This window comes from Rhodococcus sp. IEGM1339 (genome assembly GCF_050321925.1).
In the GTDB taxonomy this organism is placed as follows: Bacteria; Actinomycetota; Actinomycetes; order Mycobacteriales; family Mycobacteriaceae; genus Rhodococcus; species Rhodococcus pyridinivorans.
Window position 1 is genome coordinate 58,443 of the sequence record NZ_JBNQFT010000006.1, and the last position, 22,377, is coordinate 80,819.

Here is a 22,377-nt window from a genome sequence, read left to right on the forward strand (position 1 = left end):
GATCCCTGCCGCCGCGTACCGCTCAGGTGCGCGGCGGCAGTCCGTTTCGGAAGGGGCAGCCGACGAGCAGGCGCAGCGCGCGGCTCAGGGCGGCGGGATCGTCGACCGGTTCGTGGAAGGGGATCCGCACGTCGTGGTCGTCGCCTTCGGACTCGACGCGTAGCCGCAGTCCGTAGCGGTCGAGGCCCAGGGGTCGGATTCGTCCGCCGCGGTGCGCGGGCGGGATGCGTCGCGCGATCTGCCGCACGATGTCGGCGTGGTCCTCTTCGAGGTGCTGGAGCCACCCGGTCTCGAGTGCGGCGAACGGGTCGGGAGCGGCGTCGAGGACGTCGGCGACGTCGACGGCCTCGGCCCCGGTGGTGTCGGCGGCGACGACGGAGTCGAGCGTCAGGCACAGCAGTTCGGAGCGGTGTCCGACGTCGAGGAGTTCGGGATGCGGCAGGATCTCCGCGATCTCGGCGGCGACGCGGCGCGGATGCTCCACGGGACGCAGGGCGCCGCTGAGCCAGATGAGCGACCGGACCGGATTGCGCAGGGCGATCGGGGAGTGGTCGGTGAGCTCGAGCATGGCGGGGATGCCTGCGCTGCCGGACTGCCAGGCGAGTGCGACGGGGAGGCTGTCCTCGGCGACGACCACCGCGACCTGCCCGTCGTCGAGGAGATGATGAACCGAGGTGGGGAGTGGACCGCAGCCGTCGATCGCGAGCTGCGTCGTGTCGGCGCGGATGAGGGCGGTGCGTACGCGTTCGGCCGTGGTCGGCGCGGGGATGACGGATGTGGTGGTCTGCATGCCAACCCTCCTTCTCGATGTAGGTGAGGCAAACCTAAGTCATTGTGATCGCGGTCGCAAGTGGTCCATCGGTAGCCTGGATCGGTGCCGATCCCACTTCCGCTCGGAATGCCGCCGTCCCGCGACGAGCCCCGCGGACTGCTCGACGCGCTGCTCACACACCGGCACGACAGCCTCACCGACGCCCTCGCCGCGACCGGCCGCACGCTCGCCCCGCCGATCGTCCCGGCCGCTGCCGTCACCGGATCACCGACCCGCGAACTCGTCGTCGAGCTCGACGCCTCGGCCGAACTCCCCTCGCCCGCCGGGTGGCGTCCGGTCCGGTATCAGGTCGACTGCACGGCCGAGGACCTCGAGGACGTTCTCGCGATCACCGCGCCGGCACCGCTGGTCGTCTACCCGCACGTGCCCGACGCCGCGCTCGCCGACGCCGCCCGCGCGCTCACCGAGGCCGGTCACATCCCCGGCCTGACCGCAGGTCGCGGGGGCGACGCCGTCGCCGACTTCCTCTCCGTCCTCGCCCACGCCGACACCGGTTACGCCGCCCGCGCGACCGGCACCGACGACGTCGTCGCCCTACTCTCCGCCACCGTCGCGGCGCTGAGCGGTTTCGACGTCCGCGAAGCCCTCGGGACTCCCGACGTGGCCCGGCTCCGGCGACTCGTACCGGAGGCCGCCGCGGCGGTGCGGGAGATCCTGCTGGTCGTCGAGGTCGACGACACAGACGCCGTCGTTCGGGAGCTCGAGGCGCTCGACCTCACCACCGACTGACACGGGCCACCGCTCGGGTGCGGTTCACGCAGAGTCCGCCTTCCCGTCACGACCGATGCGTAACCTCGTACACGTGCCACGTATCGCCTATTTCGGACCCTCGGGAACGTTCACCGAGATGGCCCTCGACCGCTTCGAGAGCCTCGGTGCACTCGACGTGCTCGGCGACGGATCCGCCGACGTCGAGCGCGTCTCGGCCGCCGGCCCGCCCGCTGCCCTGCAACTCCTGCGCGACGGGAAGGCCGACGGTGCCGTCGTCCCCATCGAGAGCTCCGTCGAGGGTTCGGTGCCGCCGACCATGGACGCCCTCGCGCTCGGGCCGCGCCTGCAGATCGTGTCCGAGGTCGAACTCGACATCGCGTTCACGGTGGTCACCCGCGAAGGGATCACCCGCGATCGTGTCCGCACTATCGGTGCCTATCCGGTGGCCGCAGCGCAGGTGCGTCGCTGGATCGAGGACCACCTGCCCGACGCCGAGGTCGTGACCGCGGCCTCCAACGCGGGAGCCGCCGAGGACGTCGCGTCCGGCAAGGTCGACGCGGCGGTGTCCACGGCGCTCGCCGGACAGCGGCTCGGCCTGTCCGTCCTCGCCGACAAGGTCGCCGACTTCGAGGGCGCCCGCACCCGCTTCGTGCTCATCACGCGGCCGCGGCCCGTGCCGAAGCGCACCGGTGTCGACCGCACCTCGGTGGTGCTGCAACTCCCCAACGAGCCCGGCTCGCTGGTGCGCGCCATCACCGAGTTCTCCACGCGCGGAATCGATCTGTCGCGTATCGAGTCCCGGCCGACCCGCAGGGAATACGGCACCTACTTCTTCCACTTGGACTGTGTGGGTCACATCGACGACGCGCTGGTCGCCGAGGCGCTGCAGGGATTGCACCGCTTCGCGCAGGTGCGGTTCCTCGGATCGTGGCCCGCTGTGTCCGAACACGGTGTCCCACCCGTGTCGGACGACGAGGATGCGCGGTGGCTCGACCGACTGCGGCGCGGAGAGGACTGACGGTGAGCGGCAGATTGATCCTGGCCCGGCACGGCCAGACGGTGGCGAACGTCGCCCGGAGGCTCGATACGAAACTCCCGGGCGCGGAGCTCACCGAGCTCGGCGTCGAACAGGCCCGCACGCTCGGGAAGAACCTCGTCGAGCAGACGCCGTCGCTGCTCGTCGCGTCGCAGGCGCTCCGCGCTCGGCAGACGGCCGAGCACGCGGCATCGGTGGTGTCGCTCGAGACGGTCGTCCGCGAGGGCGTGCACGAGGTGCAGGTCGGCGAGCTCGAGGACCGCAGCGACGAGGAGTCGCACAAGTTGTTCATGAAGGTCTACGAGGAGTGGCACAACGGCGACCTGCGGGCGCGGGTCCCGGGCGGTGAGTCGGCGCTCGACGTGCTCGACCGGTACCTGCCCGTCCTGGAGTCGCTGCGCAGCGACTATCTCGATGCCGGTTCGGGTGACGTCGTGGTCGTCAGTCACGGTGCCGCGATCCGGCTCGTCGCCGCCTATCTGGGGAAGGTGCCGTCCGGCTTCGCCATCACCAACCACCTGGCCAACACCGAGACGGTCGAGCTGGTGCCGGTGGCCGGCGGTGGCTGGGAGTGCGCGCGCTGGGGAACCTTCTTCGCGCCCTTCCACGACACCGCGCGCGGTGGTGCCGACGACCCGATGGGGTGATACCGCCCACCTTTCGATCCTTCGAGCGCAAAACGTACGGGTATTCTCGGGGCGTCCGTATGAAGTAGCGATCGGTAGGTAGGTGCGGTTTCATGGGTGCTTCGAGCGACGGGGCCGACACCCTCACCAACGGTGAGGCGATCCCGGACTGGCGCATCCTCGAACCGATGCAGCTCAGTCCCATCCTCACCGCTGCCCTCGACGCCTTCTACGAGACCGGCTTCCACGGCACCTCGGTGCGGGAGATCGCGCGCCGCGTCGGCGTCACCGTCCCGGCGCTCTACTACCACCACGAGAACAAGGAAGGGCTGCTCATCGCCCTTCTCGAGCTCTCGACCAGCGACGTGCTCTCCCGAGCCCACGCCGCCGCCGAGGACGCCGACGGCGACCCGGTGCGCAGGCTGTCCAACGTCATCGAGGCGATTGTGCTGCGCATGACCCTGCGGGCCCGCCTCGCCGCGCTCGAGGGTGAGGCCCGCTACCTGAGCCCCGAGAACCGCCAGCGCTACCGTGCGGTGCGCAAGGGCGTCGAGCAGCTGGTGCGCCAGATCGTCGAGGAGGGCGTCGCCGCGGGCGTGTTCGACGTGGACGATCCCGCCGAGACCACGCGTGCCCTGCTCGGCATGTGCCAGTCGATCCCGCGCTGGTACCACGCGGAGGGCACGCTCAGCCCCGAGGCCGTCGCTCAGAAGTACGTCGGTATCGCGCTCAAGACCGTCGGTGACGGCCCGGGTCGGTGTCGGTCGAAGTTCAGCGGCGGTCGAACCAGGTGACCTGTGTGCCGTTGCTGAACTCCTCGCGTGCGGTGACGTCGAACCGGGTGGGGACGAAGTTGCCCGACAGTGCCGGGATACCGTCGCCCGCGAGCACCGGATAGCTCTTGAACACCAACCGGTCGATCTCGTCGACGAGCTGCCCCGCGATGTTGCCGCCGCCGCAGAGCCAGATGTCCATTCCCTCTTCGGCTTTCAGCGTGCGGACGAGCTCGACCGGATCGGTGTCGACGATCCGGACCTGCGGGTCGTCGACCGGCGCGAGAGTGCGGGACACGACGTACTGCTGCATGTGGCTGTACGGGCTCGTGAGTCCCAGCGAGAGGCCGGGTTCGTAGGCACCGCGCCCCATGATCACCGTGTCCCATTCCTTGTTCGGCGTGTCGACCCGCACGCCGACCTGTTCGCGGAGCGCGGTGGGGACGGCTTCCGGATATCTCGCGTTCATGGCCGCAGCCATGTCGTCGCAGATCGGATAGAAGTCGTACTCCCCGTTCGGCCCGGCGATATAGCCGTCGAGGGTCACTGCCACGTAGTAGACGAGCTTTCGCATCTTCGACCACCATTCGTAGTACTATGAGTGAAGTGGTTTGAACATAGTACTACACATGGAGTGGTGTCAAGTGGTTCGGACGAATCCGGAACGGCGGCAGGCCTTGTTGGATGCCTCGATCGAGGTGCTGGCGCGCGACGGTGCGCGCGGGCTGACCTTCCGCGCGGTGGACAAGGAGGCAGGGGTCCCGACGGGGACGGCGTCGAACTACTTCGCCAACCGCGACGACCTGCTCGTCCAGGTGGGTCACCGCTACTACGAGCGGCTCCTGCCCGCCGACGAGGTCATGGCACAGTCGCAGGCGCCGCAGACCCGCGAATCCATGATCGAGCTGATGACGGAGGTGGTCGACCGGCTCATCCGGTTCCGCGCCGGCTATCTCGCGCTCCTCGAACTACGCCTCGAAGCCACCCGACGGCCCGAACTGCAGGCCCTGCTCACCGAGCGGGTGCGCGCCGACCTGGATTTCAACATCGCCAACTACCGGCACTCCGGCCTGCCGGGCGGTGAGAACGCCGTCGTGCTGCTCTATCTTGCGTTGAACTGGCTCGTGCTCGACCGACTCACCCTCCCCGGGATCGTCGACGAGGACCGTGTCGCCGAACTGGTGCGGGCGGCCGTCGAACGCGTGATCCCCGACGTCTGAAACGACTTCGGTGGATCCGACCCCGCTCAGCGAGGCCGGATCCACCGACATCGTCGACGGTTCAACGACGGAAGTTCGCGGTGCGCTTCTCCTGGAAGGCCGTCACACCCTCGGTGAAGTCGGCGCTGCCGAGCAGGACGAGCTGCCCTTCGCGCTCGCGGGCGAAGGCGTGGTCGAGTTCGGTGAGCGTCGCGTCGTTGATCGCATTCTTCGTCGAAGCGAAGGCGGTCGACGGGCCGTCGGCGAGCCGATGCACGAGAGTCTCGACCGCACTGTCGAATTCGTCGTCCGCGTAGACGTCCGAGATGAGTCCGGAGGCCAGCGCTTCACCGGCCGGAAGTCGCTCGGCCAGCAGGGCCATCTTCAGCGCCCGCGCGCGACCGATCGACGCGGCGACGAGCGCGGACGCACCCCCGTCCGGCATCAGACCGACCCGGGTGAAGGCCAGCAGGAAGTATCCCGACTCCTTTGCGACGGTGAGATCGCATGCCAGAGCGAGCGATACGCCGACACCCGCGGCCGCGCCGTTGATCGCTCCGACGACCGGCCGGGGGAACACCCGGATCGCGGCAACCGCGCGGTTGGCGGCGTCGATCGTGTCGGCGGAGGGCGGAGCGCTCAGGTCACGGCCGGAAAGGTCGGCGCCGGAACAGAACGCGCGACCGACGCCGGTGAGCACCGCGACCCGGACGGAGGTATCGTCGGCGTACTTCTCGAACGCATCGGCGATCGCCTCGAGCGTCTCGGTCTTCACGGCGTTCATCCGCGAGGGACGGTTCAGGGTGACGCGCAGGACGCCGTCGTCGACGGTCGTGTCGACACCGGGCAGGTCGTCGGTCATGGCTGTTCTCCTAGGGTCGGGACGTCAGGTCGAGCGCGACCTTGCCGGTCGCGGAACGGTTCTCGAGCGAACGCAGTGCTGCCGGAGCTTCGTCGAGGGGATGGAGGGGGGTTCGGGGACGACGAGCGTCCCGTCGCGCAACAGCGGTTCGAGTGCGGCCCACTGCCGCGCCGGGTAGCCGGGGTCGGTGCGGAGGTACTCGCCCCACCCCGCGCCGACGACCGAAATGTTCTTCAGCAGAAGGCGATTGACCTTCACGGTGGGAATGCTGCCGCCGGTGAATCCGAGAACGACGGCCCGTCCACCCGGCGCACCGTGGGCGAGGACGGTCTCACCCGCCCGGTACCGGGCGCGCTCGTCGAGCGCGAAGTGCGCGGTGAAGTAGTTCATGAGCATCCCGGCGCCCGCGGTCAGCGACACGCTGTCGGGCAGCGGGAAGACCAGCTCGCGCGGCAGTGCGACGGTCTGCTGCCACGATCCGTCGATGGACAGCACGGCGACGCGTTGTCCGGCGGTGAGGCCGCTGCCCTCGGGTGCGCTGCGGACGATGCCCGCTGCTTCGGCGCCGAGCACGCACGGCACCGGACCATCTGGTAGCCGCCGGTCGTCTGCAACAGATCGGGAAAGGGCACGCCGGCGGCGTGTAGGTCGACGAGGACGAGCGAATCGCCTGCCTCGGGTTCGGGGATGTCGGTCACGCGGACGGCGTCGGGGCCGGCGTGTTCGGTCAATTGCGCTGCGCGCACGGGCGTCTCCTCGACTCGGGTCGTGATCCATCACTATCAGAGTGGCTTAGCGTGCGCTAGCTCTCAGAGATCATTGACCGAGCGCTAAGTCCGTGGTAGAGCTTTTAGCGATCGATAAGTACGCCGCTGGGAACGTCTCCGGCCCGCACGCTGCACTTTCGAAAGGATCGTCATGACCAACGCTGTCATCGTCGACGTCGTCCGTACCGCTGTCGGTAAGGGCAAGCCGGGTGGTGCCCTGTCCGGCACCCACCCCGTCGAACTCCTCGCCCACGTCCTGCGCTCGCTCGTCGAGCGTAACGACATCGACCCCGCGCAGGTCGACGACGTGATCGGCGGCTGCGTCGCCCAGGTCGGCGAGCAGTCCCTCAACATCTCACGCACCGCGCTCCTCGCCGCCGGTTTCCCCGAGTCGGTGCCCGCGACCACCATCGACCGCCAGTGCGGATCGAGCCAGCAGGCCGCGCACTTCGCCGCGCAGGGCATCATCGCCGGTGCCTACGACATGGTCATCGCGTGCGGTGTCGAGTCGATGAGCCGCATCCCGATGGGCACCGCCACCCTCGGCAAGGACACCCACGGCCCGAGCATCCGTGCCCGCTACCCCGAGGGCCTGGTCAACCAGGGCATCTCGGCCGAGCTCATCGCTGCGAAGTGGAAGTTCGACCGCGACGCGCTCGACGCCTACTCCGCGCAGTCGCACCAGCGCGCCGCCGCCGCCCACGAGGCCGGCCGGTTCGACAAGGAGATCGTCCCGATCACCGTGGAGAACGCAGCCGGTGAGCAGGTCGAGCACACCGTCGACGAGACGCTGCGCGCCTCCACCACCGCCGAGGGCCTCGCCGGCCTGAAGCCGTCCTTCTACACCGAGGAGTACGCCGCCAGGTTCCCCGAGGCGCAGTGGGTCATCACCCCCGGCAACTCGTCGCCGCTCACCGACGGTGCGTCGGCCGCGCTCATCATGAGCGAGGAGATGGCGAACAAGCTGGGCCTGACCCCGCGCGCCCGCTTCCACTCGTTCTCCGTCGCCGGCGACGACCCGGTCTTCATGCTCACCGCCCCGATCCCGGCCACGCAGAAGGTGCTCGCCCGCGCGGGTCTGGGCATCGACGACATCGACGCCTACGAGGTCAACGAGGCGTTCGCGCCCGTGCCGCTCGCCTGGGCGCACGAACTCGGTGCCGATCCGGCCAAGCTCAACCCGTGGGGTGGCGCGATCGCGCTCGGCCACGCACTCGGCTCGTCGGGCACCCGTCTGTTGTCGACCCTCGTCAACCACCTCGAGGCCACCGGCGGTCGTTACGGCCTGCAGACGATGTGCGAGGGCGCGGGCATGGCCAACGCCACCATCATCGAACGTCTCTGACTTCTCGAAGTCTCGAAGATCTCCGAACCGCAACCACTCTCGAAAGGGTAATCAATGATCGTCAACGACAGCGTCGCCGTCGTCACCGGTGGTGCCTCCGGCCTCGGTCTCGCCACCGTCAAGGCCCTGCTGAACGACGGTGCCCAGGTCGTCATCATCGATCTGCCGTCGTCCAACGGTGAGACCATCGCCAAGGAACTCGGCGACCGCGTCCGCTTCGTCGCCGCCGACGTCACCGACGAGGCCGCCGTCACCGAGGCCCTCGACGTCGCCGAGTCGCTCGGACCCGTGCGTGTCGCGGTGAACTGCGCCGGCATCGGCAACGCGATCAAGACCGTCAGCAAGAAGGGTGCCTTCCCGCTCGACGCGTTCAAGAAGGTCGTCGACGTCAACCTCTTCGGCACGTTCAACGTCATCCGTCTCGCCGCCGAGCGCATCGCGAAGACCGAGCCGATCGACGGCGAGCGCGGCGTCATCATCAACACCGCTTCCGTCGCCGCTTTCGACGGCCAGATCGGACAGGCCGCCTACTCGGCGTCCAAGGGCGGTGTCGTCGGCATGACGCTGCCGATCGCCCGCGACCTCGCGTCGCTGCTCATCCGCGTCGTCACCATCGCACCGGGCCTGTTCAAGACCCCGCTGCTCGGCTCGCTGCCGGAGGAGGCCCAGGCCTCGCTCGGCGCACAGGTGCCGCACCCGGCCCGCCTCGGCGATCCGTCCGAGTACGGTGCCCTCGCCGCGCACATCGTCTCGAACCCGATGCTCAACGGCGAGGTCATCCGCCTCGACGGCGCGATCCGCATGGCTCCGCGCTGACCCGAGCACCGACTGTGAGAGGAGGGGGTCGATGACCCCGGCATACGAGGCCGAGGAATCCGACACGCCCCACGCGGACGTGCCGTGCGCGGACTGGCGTGAGTTCCAGCCTCTGGGGCTCGACCCCATCCTCGAACACGCCCTGGAAGCATTCAGCGAGAACGGCTTCCACGGCACCACCGTCCGCGACCTGGCCGGCCGGGTCGGCGTGACGGTGCCCGCGCTGTACTACCACTACGAGAACAAGGAAGCCGTTCTCGTCACGCTGCTCGACGCCGCCGTCCTCGACCTCATCGACCGTGTGTCGGCCGCGGTCGCGGACGGCGGCGACGACACGGTCGCCCGCTTCGTCAACGCCGTCGAGGCGATCGTGCTGAACATGACCCACCGTGCACAGCGTTCGGGCCTGGATTCCGAGGTGCGCCACATTTCCCCGGAGAACCGCCGGACCTACGCCGCGACCCGCAAGCGTCTCGAGCTGATGATGCTCGACCTGGTGCGCGAGGGCGTCGAACAGCAGGTGTTCGACGTAGACGACGTCGAGGAGGCCGTGCGCGCCCTCCTCGGGATGTTCCAGTCCATCGTCCGCTGGTACCAGCTCGGCGGTCCCCTCACTCCCGCTCGGATTGCCCAGCGGTACATCGTGATCGCACTGCGGGTCGTGGGTCACCACCCGGCCGCCTGAGAGTCTTTCCAACCACCTCCACGCAAGGAGTCCATGCCGTGCTGACCACCGCCTTCACCGAAACCTTCGGCGTCCGCCATCCCATCGTGCAGGGAGGGATGCAGTGGGTCGGCCGTGCCGAACTCGTCGCAGCGGTCGCCAATGCCGGCGCGCTCGGCATGATCACCGCTCTGACGCAGCCGACCCCCGAGGATCTCGCTAAGGAGATCGAACGCACCCGCGAGCTCACCGACCAGCCGTTCGGCGTCAACCTCACGATCCTGCCGGCGATCACCCCGCCGCCCTACGAGGAGTACCGCCAGGTCATCATCGACTCCGGTGTGAAGATCGTCGAGACGGCCGGATCGAATCCCGCGCCGCACCTGCCCGACTTCCACGCTGCCGGAATCAAGGTGCTGCACAAGTGCACCAGCGTCCGGCACGCCGTCAAGGCGCAGGACATCGGTGTCGACGGCATCAGCATCGACGGTTTCGAATGCGCCGGGCACCCCGGTGAAGACGACGTCCCCGGCCTCGTGCTCATCGCCGCCGCGGCCGAGAAGATCACCATCCCGATGATCGCCTCCGGCGGCTTCGGTGACGGTCGTGGTCTGGTCGCGGCCCTCGCGCTCGGCGCCGACGGCATCAACATGGGCACCCGCTTCATGTGCACCGAGGAATCGCCGATCCACCGCACCATCAAGGAAGCCATCGTCGCGGCGAGTGAGACCGACACCGAGCTCATCTTCCGTCCGCTGCGCAACACCGCCCGCGTCGCGAGCAACACCGTCAGTCGCGAGGTCGTCGAGATCCTCGACCGCGGAGGACAGTTCGAGGACGTGCGCGAACTCGTCGCCGGTGCCCGCGGCCGCCTCGTCTACGAGAACGGCGATCCCGAGGCCGGCATCTGGACGGTCGGTACCGTCCAGGGAATCATCCACGACATCCCCACCGCGGGGGAACTGGTCGAGCGCATCGTCGCCGACGCCGAGAGTCTCATCGCGGAGCGTCTGAGCGGCATGATGTCGCGCGTGAACGCCTAGGAAGCCATGAAACGCACCCATTTCGACGACGATCACGAGGCGTACCGGGAGACCGTGCGCGAGTTCCTCGCCCGCGAGATCGAACCGAACTACGAGCGGTGGGAGGAGGAGCGCCTCGTCGACCGGTCGGCGTGGATCGCCGCGGGCAAGTCCGGCATCGTCGGCCTCGGGGTACCCGAGGAGTTCGGCGGTTCGGGCGTGACCGACTACCGCTTCCGGCACATCGTGCAGGAGGAGATCGCGCGCACCGGAACGACCTCCTTCGGCGCCGGACTCGCACTGCAGGACGACATCGCGATCCCGTACATCCTCCACCTCGGCACCGAGGACCAGAAGGCGCGCTGGCTGCCGGCACTCGCCACCGGCGAACGAATCGGCGCGATCGCCATGACCGAACCGGGCGCCGGATCCGACCTGCAGGGCGTGAAGACCACCGCCGTACGCGAGGGTGACGAGTGGGTGATCAGCGGACAGAAGACGTTCATCACCAACGGAATCCACTCCGATCTCGTCATCGTGGTGTGCCGCACGGATCCGAACGCGGGGTCGAAGGGCTTCTCGCTCATCGTCGTCGAGCGCGACACCCCCGGTTTCGGCAGGGGCCGCAAACTCCACAAGGTCGGTCTCGCCGCACAGGACACCGCCGAGCTCGTCTTCGAGGACGCCCGCGTCCCCGCCGGGAACCTCCTCGGCACCGAGGGTCGCGGCTTCGTGCATCTGATGGAGTACCCGATCGGGCGCGCCTACGTCGATGCACGCATCCAGACGATCTACGGTGGCACCACCGAGATCATGAAGGAGATCATCGGCCGCGACATCGCTGCGGGGTACGCGTAATCGTTTCAGGGAAGAGGGATTCGATCTTCGACCTCACAGGCAAGCGCGCTCTCGTCACGGGTGCTTCCGCGGGGATCGGTCTCGGCATGGCCCGGGGTCTCGCCCGTGCCGGCGCCGACGTCACCCTGTGGGGCCGGAGCGAGGACAAGCTCGCGAAGGCCGCGGCCGACATCGGGAGGTTCGCCGGCCGTGTGGCGACCCGCACGGTCGACGTCTCCGACGAGCAGGCCGTGACCGACGGTGTCGCGGCGCTCGTCGACGACTTCGGTGGGCCGTACGTGGCGAGTAAGGCCGCGGTGCTCGCGCTCGCGAACGGCTGTGCCGTCGAGTTCGCGCGTCACCGGATCCGGGTCAACAGCGTGCTGCCGGGCCGGATCGCCACCGACATGACCGGTCCGCTGCAGGAGTCCGACGTCTTCAACTCGAACGTCATCGGCCGTGTGCCGCTCGGCCGGTGGGGCACCCCGGAGGATTTCGAAGGCATCGCCGTCTATCTCGCGAGCGATGCGTCGTCCTTCCAGACCGGCAGCACGACGCTCATCGACGGTGGCTACAGCATGTTCTGACCGGTCCTAAGCTGGTCCGGTGAACCAGCACCCCGCGATTCGTGACCGTGTGATCAGAGTGAGCGCCGTCGTTCTCCGCAACGCCGCCGGTGAGGTGCTCACCGTGCGGAAGCGGAACACGTCGCGGTTCATGCTGCCCGGAGGAAAGCCGGATCCGGGGGAGACCCCCGCCGAGACCGCCGTGCGCGAGTGCGCCGAGGAACTGGGCGCCGAACTGGATCTGTCGTCGTTGCGTCTCGTCGGGGTCTTCGACGCCGAGGCCGCCAACGAGCCCGGTTACCGGCTCGAAGGAACCGTCTACGAACACCCGCTCGTGGAGGTCGCCGGCGCCGCCGCGGAGATCGCGGAGACGCGCTGGCTCGACCCGGCGGCCCTTCCGCTGCCCGACGATCTCGCGCCGCTGCTCGAGCACCACGTCCTTCCCGCTCTCGCCTCGGCCTCCCGATAGTCCTGTTTCCGCAGAGGTATTGCGCAGTTCTCATCCATGGGGAAATGTGATGAGAGCAGTCACCTCGCAGATCACGGAAGGTCTCCCATGGCGCTCACCGCTCTGATCGAACTCGAATTCAAGGCCGACTCCCTCGACGACGCGAAGAAGGTCTTGACCCGCGTGCTCGACGAGACGCGACAGTTCGACGGATGCGACGGCATCGAGATCCTTGTGGATCAGAAGAACGAGGCCCGTTGGGTGGTCGTGGAGAGGTGGCGCTCGGCCGAGCACGACGCCGCCTACCGCAAGTTCCGCGCCGGCGAGGGTGCCATCACCGAACTCGGACCCCTCCTGGCGGGAGCGCCGAAGCTCGAGCACTTCACCACCCTCTGAGTCCCCCATCGGAGCGCGGGCGGAGTCGGTCGTCACCCGGCGGAACGCGGACGGTAGGGTGACCCCCGGGGCGGACGTGTGCCGTTTGCCTCGAAGTGACATCGACTGTGGAGGTAACCGGGCATGTTGGAACTCTTCGGCGTCATCGTCGTGTGGCTCACCGTGGCCGTCGTCGTTGTCGGAACCGTCATCATGTTCGTCGTGTCGACGCTCAGCCCGCACTTCGGTCAGCGCAAGGCCAAGGGACCCCGCCTCGACAAGGCGACCGCGGCCCGCAACAAGTAGCACCCGGTACCGATCGCGAAGAGCGCCTCAGCCCCAGCCCAGCTGGTGGAGGCGCTCTTCGTCGATTCCGAAATAGTGCGCGATCTCGTGGACGACAGTGACCAGTACCTCGTGCACGACGTCGTCGTCGCTCTCGCAGATGTCGAGGATCGCGTCGCGGTAGATCGTGATCGTGTCCGGTAGCGATCCCGCGTAGTGGCTGTCGCGCTCGGTCAGCGCGACGCCCTGATACAGACCCAGCAGGTCGGGTTCTTCCTCGTGGCGGGGCTCGACGAGGACCACGACGTTGTCGATCGCCCGCGCGAGTTCGCGGGGGATCTCGTCGAGCGCTTCCGAGACGAGCTCCTCGAAGTGCTCGTCCTCCATGTGCACCGGCACGTCACGACCCCGGCAGGGGAACGGCGCCCGGCAGCGGCGTCGGCAGCGACCGGCCTTCCGGCACGGGCGGCGGCGGCACGGGCGGCTGGCCGTCGATGAGGATGTCGCCCTTGGCGCTGCCGGTGATCGACGAGAATCCGCCCCCCTCGACCTGCTTGCCGATCGAGCAGTTCACCTTGCGGCTGCCGGCGAGCCAGCTGTCGTAGTCGAGGTTGTCCCAGAACAACGTGAGGGTCTTGTTGCGCAGAGCCTCGGGGTCGCCGAGGTACTCGTTCACCAGGCGCGTGCAGGTCTCCTCGAGATAGCCGTCCTGGTCTTCGATGCTCGGCAGACCGCCCGGGAACTGCCCACCGAGGTCGACGACCGCGACGACCTCGAAGGCGTGCGGCTTGGAACACTCCACCGGGTCGGCAGGCACACCGTTGTTGATGCCGATGCAGACGCCGACGTCCCAGGCCCGCGACTGGTCCTGATCGGCGACCCGGCCCTTGATGGGGAGCAGGTTGCCGGTGGTCGACGAGAACTGCAGACCGCACCGCAGCGTGCGTTCGCCGGCCGCCCAGCCCGCCTCGCCGGGGTTGATGAGGCCGATGCTGAACTTGCCGTGCGGGTCGAACCGGCCGTCGAGATAGTCCATCGCGGCGGGTGCGCACTGCTCGTCGCGCAGCTCGGTGAAGCGCGTGACCGACGGGAAGCGTGATCCCGGTCCCCATTCGGTGCCGGGATACAGGCTCAGGTCGATGTCGGCGACCACCTCGAACAGATGCGTCTCGGCGCAGTCGACCTTCGCGAGGTCGCTCGCGTCGAGAGCACTCCAGGTCAGGCAATCGCCGGTGGTGGCGGTACCGAACGCTTCCCCCGCGACCGCGCCGGTCGTGCTGATGTTGGCGCCGGCGCTGTCGTCCCCGCTGCCGGCGCCCTGGAACCCCGCGACGACGAACGTCGCGATCGCCGCCAGGACGGCACCGGCCGCAACGAGCACGAGGGCGCGTCGGGTCAACCGCGCCGAGGGCGGGCGCCGGTCGGGCTTGGGCTTGTTGTCTTCGGCCATCACTTCCATCATGCCTGTTCGAGTGGACGCAGGTAGTTTCGGCTCATGGCCGACGACCCGATCGATCCCGAGATTCTCGAGATCGCCAAGCAGACCTTCGACGCCGCCCGCCAGGGAGACGTCGAGACCCTCACCGCGTACGTCGACGCCGGAGTACCGGTGAACCTCACCAACGAGACCGGCGACACGCTGCTCATGCTGGCGTCCTACCACGGTCATGCCGAGGCCGTACAGGTCTTGGTCGAGCGGGGAGCCGACGTGAACCGGCTCAACGACCGCGGCCAGTCGCCTCTCTCGGGGGCGGTCTTCAAGGGCGTCGAGGCAGTGGTGCGGGTGCTCGCCGAGGCCGGTGCCGACCCGCGTCACGGGCACCCCACCGCGGAGGACACAGCGAAGATGTTCGGGCGCGACGACTACCTGGAACTCTGGCAGCGGTAGGCTTCGATTCCGTGATCGACCTCAAGTTCCTCCGCGAGAATCCCGACGCCGTCCGCGAGTCGCAGCGCATGCGGGGAGAGGACCCGGGCCTCGTCGACGTGCTGCTCGAGGCCGACGCCTCCCGTCGCGCCGCTGTCCTCGCCGGCGACAACGCACGCGCCGAGCAGAAGGCCCTGGGCAAGAAGGTCGGCAAGGCGTCTCCCGAGGAGCGCCCCGCGCTGCTCGACGGCGCCAAGGAGCTGGCTGCGAAGGTCAAGGAACTCGAGGCCGAGCAGCACGCCGCGCAGGAGGCCTTCGATCGCGCGCACCTCGCGATCTCCAACGTCGTGCAGGACGGCGTGCCCGCCGGCGGCGAGGACGACTTCGTCACGCTCGAGACCGTCGGCGAGCTGCCCACCTTCGACTTCGAACCCAAGGACCACCTCGCGCTCGGCGAGTCGCTCGGGCTCATCGACATGGAGCGCGGCGCGAAGGTCTCCGGTGCCCGGTTCTACTTCCTCACCGGTTACGGCGCGCTGCTCCAGCTGGGTTTGCTGCAGCTGGCCGCCCAGAAGGCCACCGCGAACGGGTTCACCATGATGATTCCGCCCGTGCTCGTGCGCCCCGAGGTGATGCAGGGCACCGGCTTCCTCGGCCGGCACGCCGACGAGGTGTACCGACTCGAGGAGGACGACCTCTACCTCGTGGGCACCTCCGAGGTGCCGCTCGCGGGCTACCACTCGGGGGAGATCCTCGACCTGTCGAAGGGGCCGAAGCGCTACGCGGGCTGGTCGTCGTGCTTCCGTCGCGAGGCGGGCAGCTACGGCAAGGACACCCGCGGCATCATCCGCGTGCACCAGTTCGACAAGGTCGAGATGTTCGTCTACTGCCGCCCCGAGGAGGCCGCGGCGGAGCACGAGCGTCTGCTGGCCTGGGAGCGCGACATGCTCGCCGCCATCGACGTGCCGTACCGCGTCATCGACGTCGCCGCCGGCGATCTCGGGTCGTCGGCGTCCCGCAAGTTCGACTGCGAGGCCTGGGTGCCCACGCAGGAGCGCTACCGCGAGCTCACGTCGACGTCGAACTGCACGACCTTCCAGGCGCGTCGCCTCAACATCCGCTACCGCGACGAGAACGGCAAGCCGCAGACCGCCGCGACCCTCAACGGCACGCTCGCGACCACCCGCTGGCTCGTCGCGCTGCTCGAGAACCACCAGCAGGTCGACGGTTCGGTCAAGGTGCCCGAGGCTCTCGTCCCGTTCGTGGGACGCGAGGTGCTCGAACCCGCCGGCTGATCTTCAGCGCAGGATCAGGCAGGTGGTCGAACCCGTCGCGAGCAGGCGGCCCTCGGAGTCACGGGCCTCGCCGCGCGCCGTCGCCGTGCGACGTCCGGTGTGCTCGCAGAAGCCCTGCACACGGATGACGCCCTTGCCGGTCTGCACCGGACGCACGTAGCGGACCTGCAGGTCGAGGGTCGTGTACCCGACCCCGGCCTCGAGGGTGCTCGACACGCAGAAGCCCATCGCGGTGTCGAAGAGGGTAGCGAGCACGCCGCCGTGGATGCTGCCCACCGCGTTGGCGTGGAACTCCTGCGGCTCGAGGGTGACCTCGGCGAAGCCCTCGCCGGCATCGGTGACGGTGAAGCCGAGCGTGCGGGAGGTGGGGTGGTGCGGGATCGTCCCGTCCATCAGCCCGCGCAGGAAGTCGAGTCCGTGCATGTCGCGGTTGGCCGCCGACGTCGGTGCCGGGTCCTCCCACGTGTAGGTACGCTGCCGCTGCTGTTGCTCGTCCGTGCTCACGATGACCGACCGTATCCCACCTCCGGAGGGGTGACATGTGGAGCCGGGCGTGCCATTCTCGTTGCATGCGCCGTCGATGTTGATCCGATCCGGTGACCTCGCTGTCCGCGCGGGTGGTCGCGTACGCGTCCGTCCGTGAGTTCGTGCCGCTCTACGGCCTGTACGCGTTGCTGTTCGAGGATCACGGTCTCGACACCCGTTCCATCTCCTCGCTGTTCGTCCTGTGGTCGGTGGTCGCCTTCGTCTCCGAGGTGCCGTCGGGTGCGTGGGCCGACACCGTCTCCCGTCGCGGTCTGCTGTTCGGCAGCGGAGCCCTGCTCACGGCAGCGTTCACGATGTGGCTGGTGTGGCCCGGTTACTGGGGATTCGCGCTCGGTTTCGTCCTATGGGGCATCAGCGAGTCGATGAAATCCGGCACCTTCGAGGCCCTCGTGTACGACGAACTCGCCGCGCGCGGGTGCGAACACCGGTACGCGGCGATCATGGGATACGCCAACGCGGGTGAGATGACGTGTGTCTTCGTCGCGATCCTCACGGCGGCACCGCTGTTCGAACTCGGCGGCTACGCGCTCGTGGGCTGGGTGTCGGTCGCGATCACCGTCGTCGACATCGCGCTCGTGGGAACGCTTCCCGCCGCACCGAAGGTGGAGGAGGCCGATGAGATCGCCGGCAGAGGCGACACCGTCCTCGTCCGCTACATGTCGTCGCTGCGCGCGGGAACGTCCGAGATCCGCACCGACCGGGTGGTGCGACGATCGGTCGTCCTCGCGGCCGCCCTGCTCGCCTGCCTCGCCTTCGACGAGTACTTCGCTCTCCTCGCACGCGAATCGGGAGCGGAGACCGGATTCGTGCCGGTGCTGGTCGCGCTGACGGCCGTCGGACAGGTGGTCGGTGCCGCGACCGCCGGACGGACTGCGACGATGAGCGGCCGCACCATGGGTGCCGTCGTGATCGTCGGATCGGCACTGATCGCCGGTGGTGCACTCGCCGGGGGGATCGCCGGATTCACGGCGATCGGTGTGGGCTACGGCGCGCTGCACAACACGGCGATCGTCGCCGAGGCGCGCCTGCAGGACACGATGTCCGGTCGTGCCCGCGCGACCGTCTCGTCCGTCGTCGGCCTGACGAGCGAGGTGCTGTCGGTGGCGGTCTTCGCCGCCTACGCGATCGGCTCGCTGTGGTTGCCGATGGCGGCGCTGGTCGCGGTGACGGTGCTCCCGATGGTCGGGTTGGGCGTGGTCGTGCCGAGGCTGTTGCCCGCGGCGCGACCCGCCGGGACCGAACGGGAGCGGTGACTACCGGATGCGGATCACAGCTTGGTGCTGCGCAGTTCGTGACCCTTCGAGGTCTTGCAGCGGCCCGATTCGAGATCCCACTGCCAGCCGTGCAGGTTGCAGGTCAGCGTGGTGCCGTCGACGACACCGAACTTCGACAGGTCGGCCTTCAGGTGCGGGCAGCGACGCTGGATCTCGTAGCCGCCCAACTCGATCGACGCCGAGTCGTCGTGCGCCTCGGCGAACCAGCCGTCGGCGTACGCGATGCGCTCGTCGGTCAGGCACTTGAAGAAGGTGTAGAGGAACTCGTTGTATCCGCCGATGCGCCAGGCCGTGAACCGGGTGGACAGGAAGATCGTGTTGACCCAGTCGGGCTCGTCGTCGCGCAGAACCGTGCGCACGAGCTCGGGAGCGATACGGAAACCGTAGCGGTACTTGCCTTCTCCCTCGATGGGTTCGCGCACGACGCGCTTGGGGAAGTCGAGCACCACGGTCTCGTCGCCCATCACCAGACCCACCGGGTAACCGATGCCGTCGCAGATGAGATCGGACTGCGCCATGATCGGCTCGAACTTCGCCTTGAGTGCGGGCAGCAGCGGCTCGCCCTCGGCGGGAGCCCAGGCCGCCTTCTGCGCCGCGATCACCGGAGCGAAGCGCTGCGCCATGTCCTCGATGTAGGCGGCCTTGTTCGTGAAGATCGCCTCGACCTGCTCGTCGGGGATCGGGTGCGTGAGCGTCATGTGCTCGCTGCCCTTCAGATCCACCACCGAACCCGGGATCATGAGCAGACCGCCCTCGCGGCCGTGGATGCGCAGTTGCTCGAGGAAGACCTGCTGGTCGGGGAAGATGTTGCCCTCGTCGCCGTGGTCGTCGTTGAGGTCGCGCAGGTCGTCGTCGAGGAAGACCGGCGGACCGGCCGACGGCACGATCCACGTCGCGTCGACCTGGTCGATGTAGCTGCGGCAACGGTCCATGCCGCGCTGGCGCTTCTGCCTGCCGAAGTTGGCCTTGGTCTTCTTCGGGATGTCGTAGACCATCGGGTACCAGATGGCGCCCGAGTACTGCAGCAGGTGGATGTCGATCTTCCCGAACGCCTCGTGCATGACGTCCATGTCGATCGGCCGCGCGTCGTTCATGTTGAACACGGTCGACTCACCGTCGGAGACGATCAGGCCCGAGTCGCCGATCGGTCCGTCGGCCGGCGCACGCAGCGCGATGATCATGATGTCGAGATCGCCCGGCGAGAGCGGAGCCTGCGGAGCGACCTCGATAGTGCCGTGCCGCAGCCGGTGCTTGACGGAGTCGGTGGTCTCGAAGAATTTCGAGAAACCGAGCTTCTCGAGCTCGCGACGCAGGTCCGGTACCGGATAGTCGGGCAGCAGGACGGTCGCGTCCTTGTTGACGTGCTTGCTCAGCGTGTCGGGATCGAAGTGATCCTTGTGCAGATGCGAGACGTACAGGTAGTCGACGTTGCCGAGAGCGTCCCAGTCGAGACCGGTGTTGTCCGGGAAGGGCACCCACGAGGCGAAGTACGCGGGCGTGACCCACGGATCGCACAGGATGGACCCCGCTTCGGTCTGGATGTGGAAACCGGCGTGTCCGACGCTGGTGATCTGCACTTCGTACCCTCCTGACGTGCTGACCGACGCCTACCAGAGTAGGCGCCGCCCGTCAGTCCACTGCGCCCAGGCAGTACCCGTTGCTGCCCGTGGTGAGCAGGACCACCAGGTCACGGGGTGTACCGGCCTCGACGATCGGAATCGTCACATTCGTGTACACCTCCGAGACCGGGGTGACGGAAGCGGCCGCGGCGTCGAAGGATTCGAGGTCACCGACGACGTCGGGATCGGTGGCCAGCGGCGGCACTCCGGGGTTCCCGGTGCCCCAGGGATCCCACGTGCCCCGCGCCTCGCACACCAGTGGGTACCGCTCCTCGGTGTCGTCCGGATCCACCGGCGCGCCGATCGCCCGTCCGAGGAATCGTTCGACGGCATAGCGGGCGTCCTCGTCGGTGTAGCCCGGCGCGCCGGTCGGGTTCACGTACGGGCACGCGTAGCCGGACGCGATCTCGCTGCGCAGGACGGACAGGTCGATGCCACCGGCCGACCACGTCACCGCGTACTGGCCGTCCCTGCCCGGCTGCTGCACCGCGGCGGTGATCGCGTCGACGTCGGCGTACATCTGCCGGGCCCGTTCCGGGGCGATCGTCCAGCACTTGTCCACCACATCGATGCCGCCGACGAGGTCGTTCGTCCATGCCTGCAGCGCCGCGGTGGCGGCGGGATTACCGGGGACGTCCCCGACGACCACCGCGGGCGTCGCGGCGGGGGTGGTCTCCTCGACGGTTTCCGCCGCGGTCGGTTCCGGGCTCTCGGTCGGGATGCCGGACTGCCCGTCGCCCTCGCAACCGGCGACGGTGAGGACCACGGCGACGGCGAGGCCGGCGAATGCGAGTACGTCGGGCTTTCGGGCGAGGGTGCGCACAGTAGTGGCCTTTCGACGATGATCACGGTCGTTCCTCCACCGGCCCCCGCTAGGCTGACCGGCGTGGAACCCTTCTATCGGACCATCATCGGTGTCGCCCGCACGCTCTTCGCAGCGCAAGGGCTGAAGTTCGCGATCACCGGGGCGGAGAACATCCCGGCGACGGGTGGTGCGGTCATCGCGATCAACCACACCGGCTACATGGACTTCACCTACGCCGGGATCCCCGCCCGGGTCACCAAGCGGTACATCCGCTTCATGGCGAAGAAGGAAGTCTTCGACCACAAGATCTCCGGCCCCATGATGCGCGCGATGAAGCACATCCCCGTCGACCGCGGCGACGCCGGCGAGTCCTACCGACTCGCCGTGGAGGCGCTGCGTGCCGGTCAGCTCGTGGGTGTCTTCCCGGAGGAGACGATCAGCCGCAGCTTCGAACTCAAGGCGTTCCGGTCCGGCGCGGCACGGATGGCGAACGAAGCCGGTGTCCCGGTGGTCCCCATGGTCATCTGGGGGTCGCAGCGGGTGTGGACGAAGGGCCACCCGAAGCGGCTCGGACGTACGAACACCCCGATCACCATCGAGGTGGGCGCCCCCATCCATCCGTTCGAGCCGGCAGCGGAGATGACCGCGCAGCTCCACGCGACCATGGAGAAGATGCTTCACCGGGTCCAGGACGGTTACATCCACGAGGACGGTGCCTACTGGGTGCCCCGCCGCCTGGGCGGATCCGCGCCGACCCTCGAGGAGGCGACCGCCCTGGACGAGGCCGCGGCCGCCGAGCGTCGCGCCCGGAAGGCCCGGGAACGTGCCGCCCGTGAAGGTGCTGCCGGTAGCGGCAACGATGACGCAGGCGGCGACCGCGGTACTTCGGCACAATGACGGAGTGAACGCACAGTCGAGTCGAGAGCCGTATCGGGACCACATCACGGACGCGGTGCGTCCTGCTTCCACGGACGCGGTGCGTCCCGGATTGGTGGCTACGGACGTGGACGGCACCCTGATCGACGACACCGAGAAGGTGTCCGATCGGACCCGCGCCGCGGTACATGCGGTGGTCGACTCCGGTGTTCCGTTCGTCCTGGCCACCGGCCGCCCGCCGCGCTGGATCGCGCCGGTCGTCGAAGAGCTGGGCTACGCGCCCATGGCGGTGTGCGCGAACGGTGCCGTGCTCTACGACAGTTCCACCGACCGTGTGCTCAGCGCCGCGGTGCTCGAGGTCGACGAACTGGCGTGGCTCGCCGAGGTGGCCTCGTCGGTGCTTCCCGGTTGCGGTCTGGCCGCGGAGCGGGTGGGGGATCGGGCCCACGACGCGGCGACGCCGCAGTTCGTCAGCGCTCCCGGTTACGAACATGCCTGGCTGAATCCGGACAACACCGAACTCGCCGAGCACGAGGTGATCAGTGAGCCCGCCATCAAGTTGCTCGTCCGGCTCCCCGGCGCGACCAGCCGGGAGATGGCGGAGGCTCTCGTGCCGAAACTGCACGGGCTGGTCGACGTGACCTATTCGACGACCCACGGGCTCATCGAGATCTCCGCGGCGGGGGTCACGAAGGCTTCCGGTCTCCAGGAGATGGCCCGGCTACTGGGTGTCTCCCACGAGAATCTCGTGGCCTTCGGCGACATGCCCAACGACATTCCGATGCTGTCGGTAGCGCGTCACGGTGTGGCGATGGAGAACGCGCATCCGGACGCGAAGTCGGTCGCAGACGAAGTCACCGCCACCAACGTCGAGGACGGGGTGGCCCGCGTTCTCGAACGGTGGTGGCGGTGACTCGTTCCTACCGGTGCG

At 68.5% G+C, this 22,377-nt stretch carries 27 protein-coding genes and 1 pseudogene; 19 read left to right on the plus strand and 9 right to left on the minus strand.

All coding sequences use genetic code 11. The annotated features are described in order from the left end of the window. Positions 1-22 precede the first annotated feature (22 nt). Positions 23-790: a DUF2470 domain-containing protein gene (locus ACQR3U_RS09210; RefSeq protein WP_219129790.1), complete on the minus strand. Its 768-nt coding sequence runs from the start codon at positions 788-790 to the stop codon at positions 23-25. Between the two features lie 108 nt (positions 791-898). On the opposite strand from ACQR3U_RS09210, the gene ACQR3U_RS09215 reads away from it, so the two are divergent. From ACQR3U_RS09215 to ACQR3U_RS09230, 4 genes are all read left to right on the plus strand, one after another. Then, on the plus strand, positions 899-1,561 hold the full coding sequence (locus ACQR3U_RS09215) for a hypothetical protein (protein ID WP_019290373.1): 663 nt from the start codon (positions 899-901) through the stop codon (positions 1,559-1,561). Between the two features lie 73 nt (positions 1,562-1,634). Next, positions 1,635-2,561 (plus strand): prephenate dehydratase, encoded by a 927-nt coding sequence (pheA, locus tag ACQR3U_RS09220; protein ID WP_006553410.1) that lies wholly within the window; start codon positions 1,635-1,637, stop codon positions 2,559-2,561. A gap of 2 nt (positions 2,562-2,563) precedes the next feature. Further along, entirely contained in the window at positions 2,564-3,226 is a 663-nt protein-coding gene (locus ACQR3U_RS09225; protein ID WP_039583635.1) for a histidine phosphatase family protein, read from the plus strand. Positions 3,227-3,318: 92 nt separating this feature from the next. After that, on the plus strand, positions 3,319-3,999 hold the full coding sequence (locus ACQR3U_RS09230) for a TetR/AcrR family transcriptional regulator (protein WP_230810390.1): 681 nt from the start codon (positions 3,319-3,321) through the stop codon (positions 3,997-3,999). Here the strand turns inward: ACQR3U_RS09230 and ACQR3U_RS09235 are convergent. Further along, positions 3,977-4,552 carry a dihydrofolate reductase family protein gene (locus ACQR3U_RS09235; protein WP_006553413.1) on the minus strand — a complete coding sequence of 192 codons (576 nt, stop codon included), beginning with the start codon at positions 4,550-4,552 and terminating at the stop codon, positions 3,977-3,979. The genes ACQR3U_RS09230 and ACQR3U_RS09235 overlap by 23 nt on opposite strands. A 70-nt stretch (positions 4,553-4,622) precedes the next feature. On the opposite strand from ACQR3U_RS09235, the gene ACQR3U_RS09240 reads away from it, so the two are divergent. Further along, complete coding sequence (locus tag ACQR3U_RS09240; protein WP_230810391.1) at positions 4,623-5,198, plus strand: TetR/AcrR family transcriptional regulator; 576 nt, start codon at positions 4,623-4,625, stop codon at positions 5,196-5,198. A 61-nt stretch (positions 5,199-5,259) separates the two neighbouring features. Here ACQR3U_RS09240 and ACQR3U_RS09245 read toward each other — a convergent pair whose 3' ends face one another. Together ACQR3U_RS09245 and ACQR3U_RS09250 are read right to left on the minus strand one after the other, a co-directional pair. Then, on the minus strand, positions 5,260-6,039 hold the full coding sequence (locus tag ACQR3U_RS09245; RefSeq protein ID WP_006553415.1) for an enoyl-CoA hydratase: 780 nt from the start codon (positions 6,037-6,039) through the stop codon (positions 5,260-5,262). 10 nt (positions 6,040-6,049) lie between these two features. Beyond that, a pseudogene (locus tag ACQR3U_RS09250) lies at positions 6,050-6,785 on the minus strand (alcohol dehydrogenase catalytic domain-containing protein). A 172-nt stretch (positions 6,786-6,957) separates the two neighbouring features. Between ACQR3U_RS09250 and ACQR3U_RS09255 the strand changes: the two are divergent. The 9 genes from ACQR3U_RS09255 (at position 6,958) to ACQR3U_RS09295 (ending at position 13,185) form a co-directional block, all read left to right on the plus strand. Next, positions 6,958-8,151 carry a thiolase family protein gene (locus tag ACQR3U_RS09255; protein WP_033097853.1) on the plus strand — a complete coding sequence of 398 codons (1,194 nt, stop codon included), beginning with the start codon at positions 6,958-6,960 and terminating at the stop codon, positions 8,149-8,151. Positions 8,152-8,205: 54 nt separating this feature from the next. Beyond that, positions 8,206-8,967 carry a 3-hydroxyacyl-CoA dehydrogenase gene (locus ACQR3U_RS09260; protein ID WP_019290368.1) on the plus strand — a complete coding sequence of 254 codons (762 nt, stop codon included), beginning with the start codon at positions 8,206-8,208 and terminating at the stop codon, positions 8,965-8,967. 31 nt (positions 8,968-8,998) lie between these two features. Then, positions 8,999-9,652 (plus strand): TetR/AcrR family transcriptional regulator, encoded by a 654-nt coding sequence (locus tag ACQR3U_RS09265; RefSeq protein ID WP_230810392.1) that lies wholly within the window; start codon positions 8,999-9,001, stop codon positions 9,650-9,652. A 38-nt stretch (positions 9,653-9,690) separates the two neighbouring features. Then, positions 9,691-10,674, plus strand: coding sequence for an NAD(P)H-dependent flavin oxidoreductase (locus ACQR3U_RS09270; RefSeq protein ID WP_019290366.1), 984 nt, complete (start codon positions 9,691-9,693; stop codon positions 10,672-10,674). Between the two features lie 6 nt (positions 10,675-10,680). Next, positions 10,681-11,511: an acyl-CoA dehydrogenase family protein gene (locus ACQR3U_RS09275; RefSeq protein ID WP_230810393.1), complete on the plus strand. Its 831-nt coding sequence runs from the start codon at positions 10,681-10,683 to the stop codon at positions 11,509-11,511. 23 nt (positions 11,512-11,534) lie between these two features. Next, complete coding sequence (locus ACQR3U_RS09280) at positions 11,535-12,077, plus strand: SDR family NAD(P)-dependent oxidoreductase (RefSeq protein WP_033097891.1); 543 nt, start codon at positions 11,535-11,537, stop codon at positions 12,075-12,077. 49 nt (positions 12,078-12,126) lie between these two features. Next, on the plus strand, positions 12,127-12,525 hold the full coding sequence (locus tag ACQR3U_RS09285) for an NUDIX hydrolase (protein ID WP_170318549.1): 399 nt from the start codon (positions 12,127-12,129) through the stop codon (positions 12,523-12,525). 87 nt (positions 12,526-12,612) lie between these two features. Then, positions 12,613-12,900: a putative quinol monooxygenase gene (locus tag ACQR3U_RS09290; protein WP_230810394.1), complete on the plus strand. Its 288-nt coding sequence runs from the start codon at positions 12,613-12,615 to the stop codon at positions 12,898-12,900. A gap of 123 nt (positions 12,901-13,023) precedes the next feature. Continuing rightward, the gene (locus ACQR3U_RS09295; protein ID WP_213932792.1) at positions 13,024-13,185 is read left to right on the plus strand and encodes a hypothetical protein; all 162 of its coding nucleotides are present in this window, start codon (positions 13,024-13,026) and stop codon (positions 13,183-13,185) included. Positions 13,186-13,212: 27 nt separating this feature from the next. Here ACQR3U_RS09295 and ACQR3U_RS09300 read toward each other — a convergent pair whose 3' ends face one another. Together ACQR3U_RS09300 and ACQR3U_RS09305 are read right to left on the minus strand one after the other, a co-directional pair. Then, entirely contained in the window at positions 13,213-13,551 is a 339-nt protein-coding gene (locus tag ACQR3U_RS09300) for a metallopeptidase family protein (RefSeq protein WP_033097890.1), read from the minus strand. A gap of 13 nt (positions 13,552-13,564) precedes the next feature. Further along, positions 13,565-14,623: a septum formation family protein gene (locus ACQR3U_RS09305; protein ID WP_037217412.1), complete on the minus strand. Its 1,059-nt coding sequence runs from the start codon at positions 14,621-14,623 to the stop codon at positions 13,565-13,567. 36 nt (positions 14,624-14,659) lie between these two features. Here ACQR3U_RS09305 and ACQR3U_RS09310 point away from each other — a divergent pair, with 36 nt between their 5' ends. Further along, a complete protein-coding gene (locus tag ACQR3U_RS09310; protein WP_006553426.1) occupies positions 14,660-15,052 on the plus strand; it encodes an ankyrin repeat domain-containing protein in 393 nt (130 codons plus the stop codon). Between the two features lie 11 nt (positions 15,053-15,063). Then, positions 15,064-16,326: a serine--tRNA ligase gene (serS, locus tag ACQR3U_RS09315; RefSeq protein WP_064060556.1), complete on the plus strand. Its 1,263-nt coding sequence runs from the start codon at positions 15,064-15,066 to the stop codon at positions 16,324-16,326. Between the two features lie 3 nt (positions 16,327-16,329). On the opposite strand, the gene ACQR3U_RS09320 is transcribed toward serS, so the two are convergent. Then, positions 16,330-16,830 (minus strand): PaaI family thioesterase, encoded by a 501-nt coding sequence (locus ACQR3U_RS09320; RefSeq protein ID WP_006553428.1) that lies wholly within the window; start codon positions 16,828-16,830, stop codon positions 16,330-16,332. A gap of 92 nt (positions 16,831-16,922) precedes the next feature. On the opposite strand from ACQR3U_RS09320, the gene ACQR3U_RS09325 reads away from it, so the two are divergent. Next, the gene (locus ACQR3U_RS09325; protein ID WP_230810395.1) at positions 16,923-18,125 is read left to right on the plus strand and encodes an MFS transporter; all 1,203 of its coding nucleotides are present in this window, start codon (positions 16,923-16,925) and stop codon (positions 18,123-18,125) included. Positions 18,126-18,139: 14 nt separating this feature from the next. Here ACQR3U_RS09325 and ACQR3U_RS09330 read toward each other — a convergent pair whose 3' ends face one another. Then, entirely contained in the window at positions 18,140-19,723 is a 1,584-nt protein-coding gene (locus ACQR3U_RS09330; protein ID WP_033097849.1) for a Rieske 2Fe-2S domain-containing protein, read from the minus strand. Between the two features lie 52 nt (positions 19,724-19,775). Next, positions 19,776-20,588: a hypothetical protein gene (locus ACQR3U_RS09335; protein WP_006553431.1), complete on the minus strand. Its 813-nt coding sequence runs from the start codon at positions 20,586-20,588 to the stop codon at positions 19,776-19,778. Positions 20,589-20,651: 63 nt separating this feature from the next. Here ACQR3U_RS09335 and ACQR3U_RS09340 point away from each other — a divergent pair, with 63 nt between their 5' ends. Both ACQR3U_RS09340 and ACQR3U_RS09345 read left to right on the plus strand, forming a co-directional pair. Then, the gene (locus tag ACQR3U_RS09340; protein WP_006553432.1) at positions 20,652-21,467 is read left to right on the plus strand and encodes a lysophospholipid acyltransferase family protein; all 816 of its coding nucleotides are present in this window, start codon (positions 20,652-20,654) and stop codon (positions 21,465-21,467) included. Then, entirely contained in the window at positions 21,430-22,359 is a 930-nt protein-coding gene (locus tag ACQR3U_RS09345) for a Cof-type HAD-IIB family hydrolase (RefSeq protein WP_006553433.1), read from the plus strand. Before ACQR3U_RS09340 ends, ACQR3U_RS09345 begins: the two co-directional genes overlap by 38 nt. Positions 22,360-22,377: the final 18 nt, after the last annotated feature.

Bases quoted from the DNA above. Each gene is read 5' to 3' on its own strand.
- ACQR3U_RS09210 (WP_219129790.1), bottom strand. From the start codon at position 790: ATGCAGACCACCACATCCGTCATCCCCGCGCCGACCACGGCCGAACGC.
- ACQR3U_RS09215 (WP_019290373.1), top strand. From the start codon at position 899: ATGCCGCCGTCCCGCGACGAGCCCCGCGGACTGCTCGACGCGCTGCTC.
- ACQR3U_RS09230 (WP_230810390.1), top strand. From the start codon at position 3,319: ATGGGTGCTTCGAGCGACGGGGCCGACACCCTCACCAACGGTGAGGCG.
- ACQR3U_RS09235 (WP_006553413.1), bottom strand. From the start codon at position 4,552: ATGCGAAAGCTCGTCTACTACGTGGCAGTGACCCTCGACGGCTATATC.
- ACQR3U_RS09245 (WP_006553415.1), bottom strand. From the start codon at position 6,039: ATGACCGACGACCTGCCCGGTGTCGACACGACCGTCGACGACGGCGTC.
- ACQR3U_RS09255 (WP_033097853.1), top strand. From the start codon at position 6,958: ATGACCAACGCTGTCATCGTCGACGTCGTCCGTACCGCTGTCGGTAAG.
- ACQR3U_RS09260 (WP_019290368.1), top strand. From the start codon at position 8,206: ATGATCGTCAACGACAGCGTCGCCGTCGTCACCGGTGGTGCCTCCGGC.
- ACQR3U_RS09265 (WP_230810392.1), top strand. From the start codon at position 8,999: ATGACCCCGGCATACGAGGCCGAGGAATCCGACACGCCCCACGCGGAC.
- ACQR3U_RS09275 (WP_230810393.1), top strand. From the start codon at position 10,681: ATGAAACGCACCCATTTCGACGACGATCACGAGGCGTACCGGGAGACC.
- ACQR3U_RS09290 (WP_230810394.1), top strand. From the start codon at position 12,613: ATGGCGCTCACCGCTCTGATCGAACTCGAATTCAAGGCCGACTCCCTC.
- ACQR3U_RS09295 (WP_213932792.1), top strand. From the start codon at position 13,024: ATGTTGGAACTCTTCGGCGTCATCGTCGTGTGGCTCACCGTGGCCGTC.
- ACQR3U_RS09300 (WP_033097890.1), bottom strand. From the start codon at position 13,551: ATGGAGGACGAGCACTTCGAGGAGCTCGTCTCGGAAGCGCTCGACGAG.
- ACQR3U_RS09305 (WP_037217412.1), bottom strand. From the start codon at position 14,623: ATGGAAGTGATGGCCGAAGACAACAAGCCCAAGCCCGACCGGCGCCCG.
- ACQR3U_RS09310 (WP_006553426.1), top strand. From the start codon at position 14,660: ATGGCCGACGACCCGATCGATCCCGAGATTCTCGAGATCGCCAAGCAG.
- ACQR3U_RS09345 (WP_006553433.1), top strand. From the start codon at position 21,430: ATGACGCAGGCGGCGACCGCGGTACTTCGGCACAATGACGGAGTGAAC.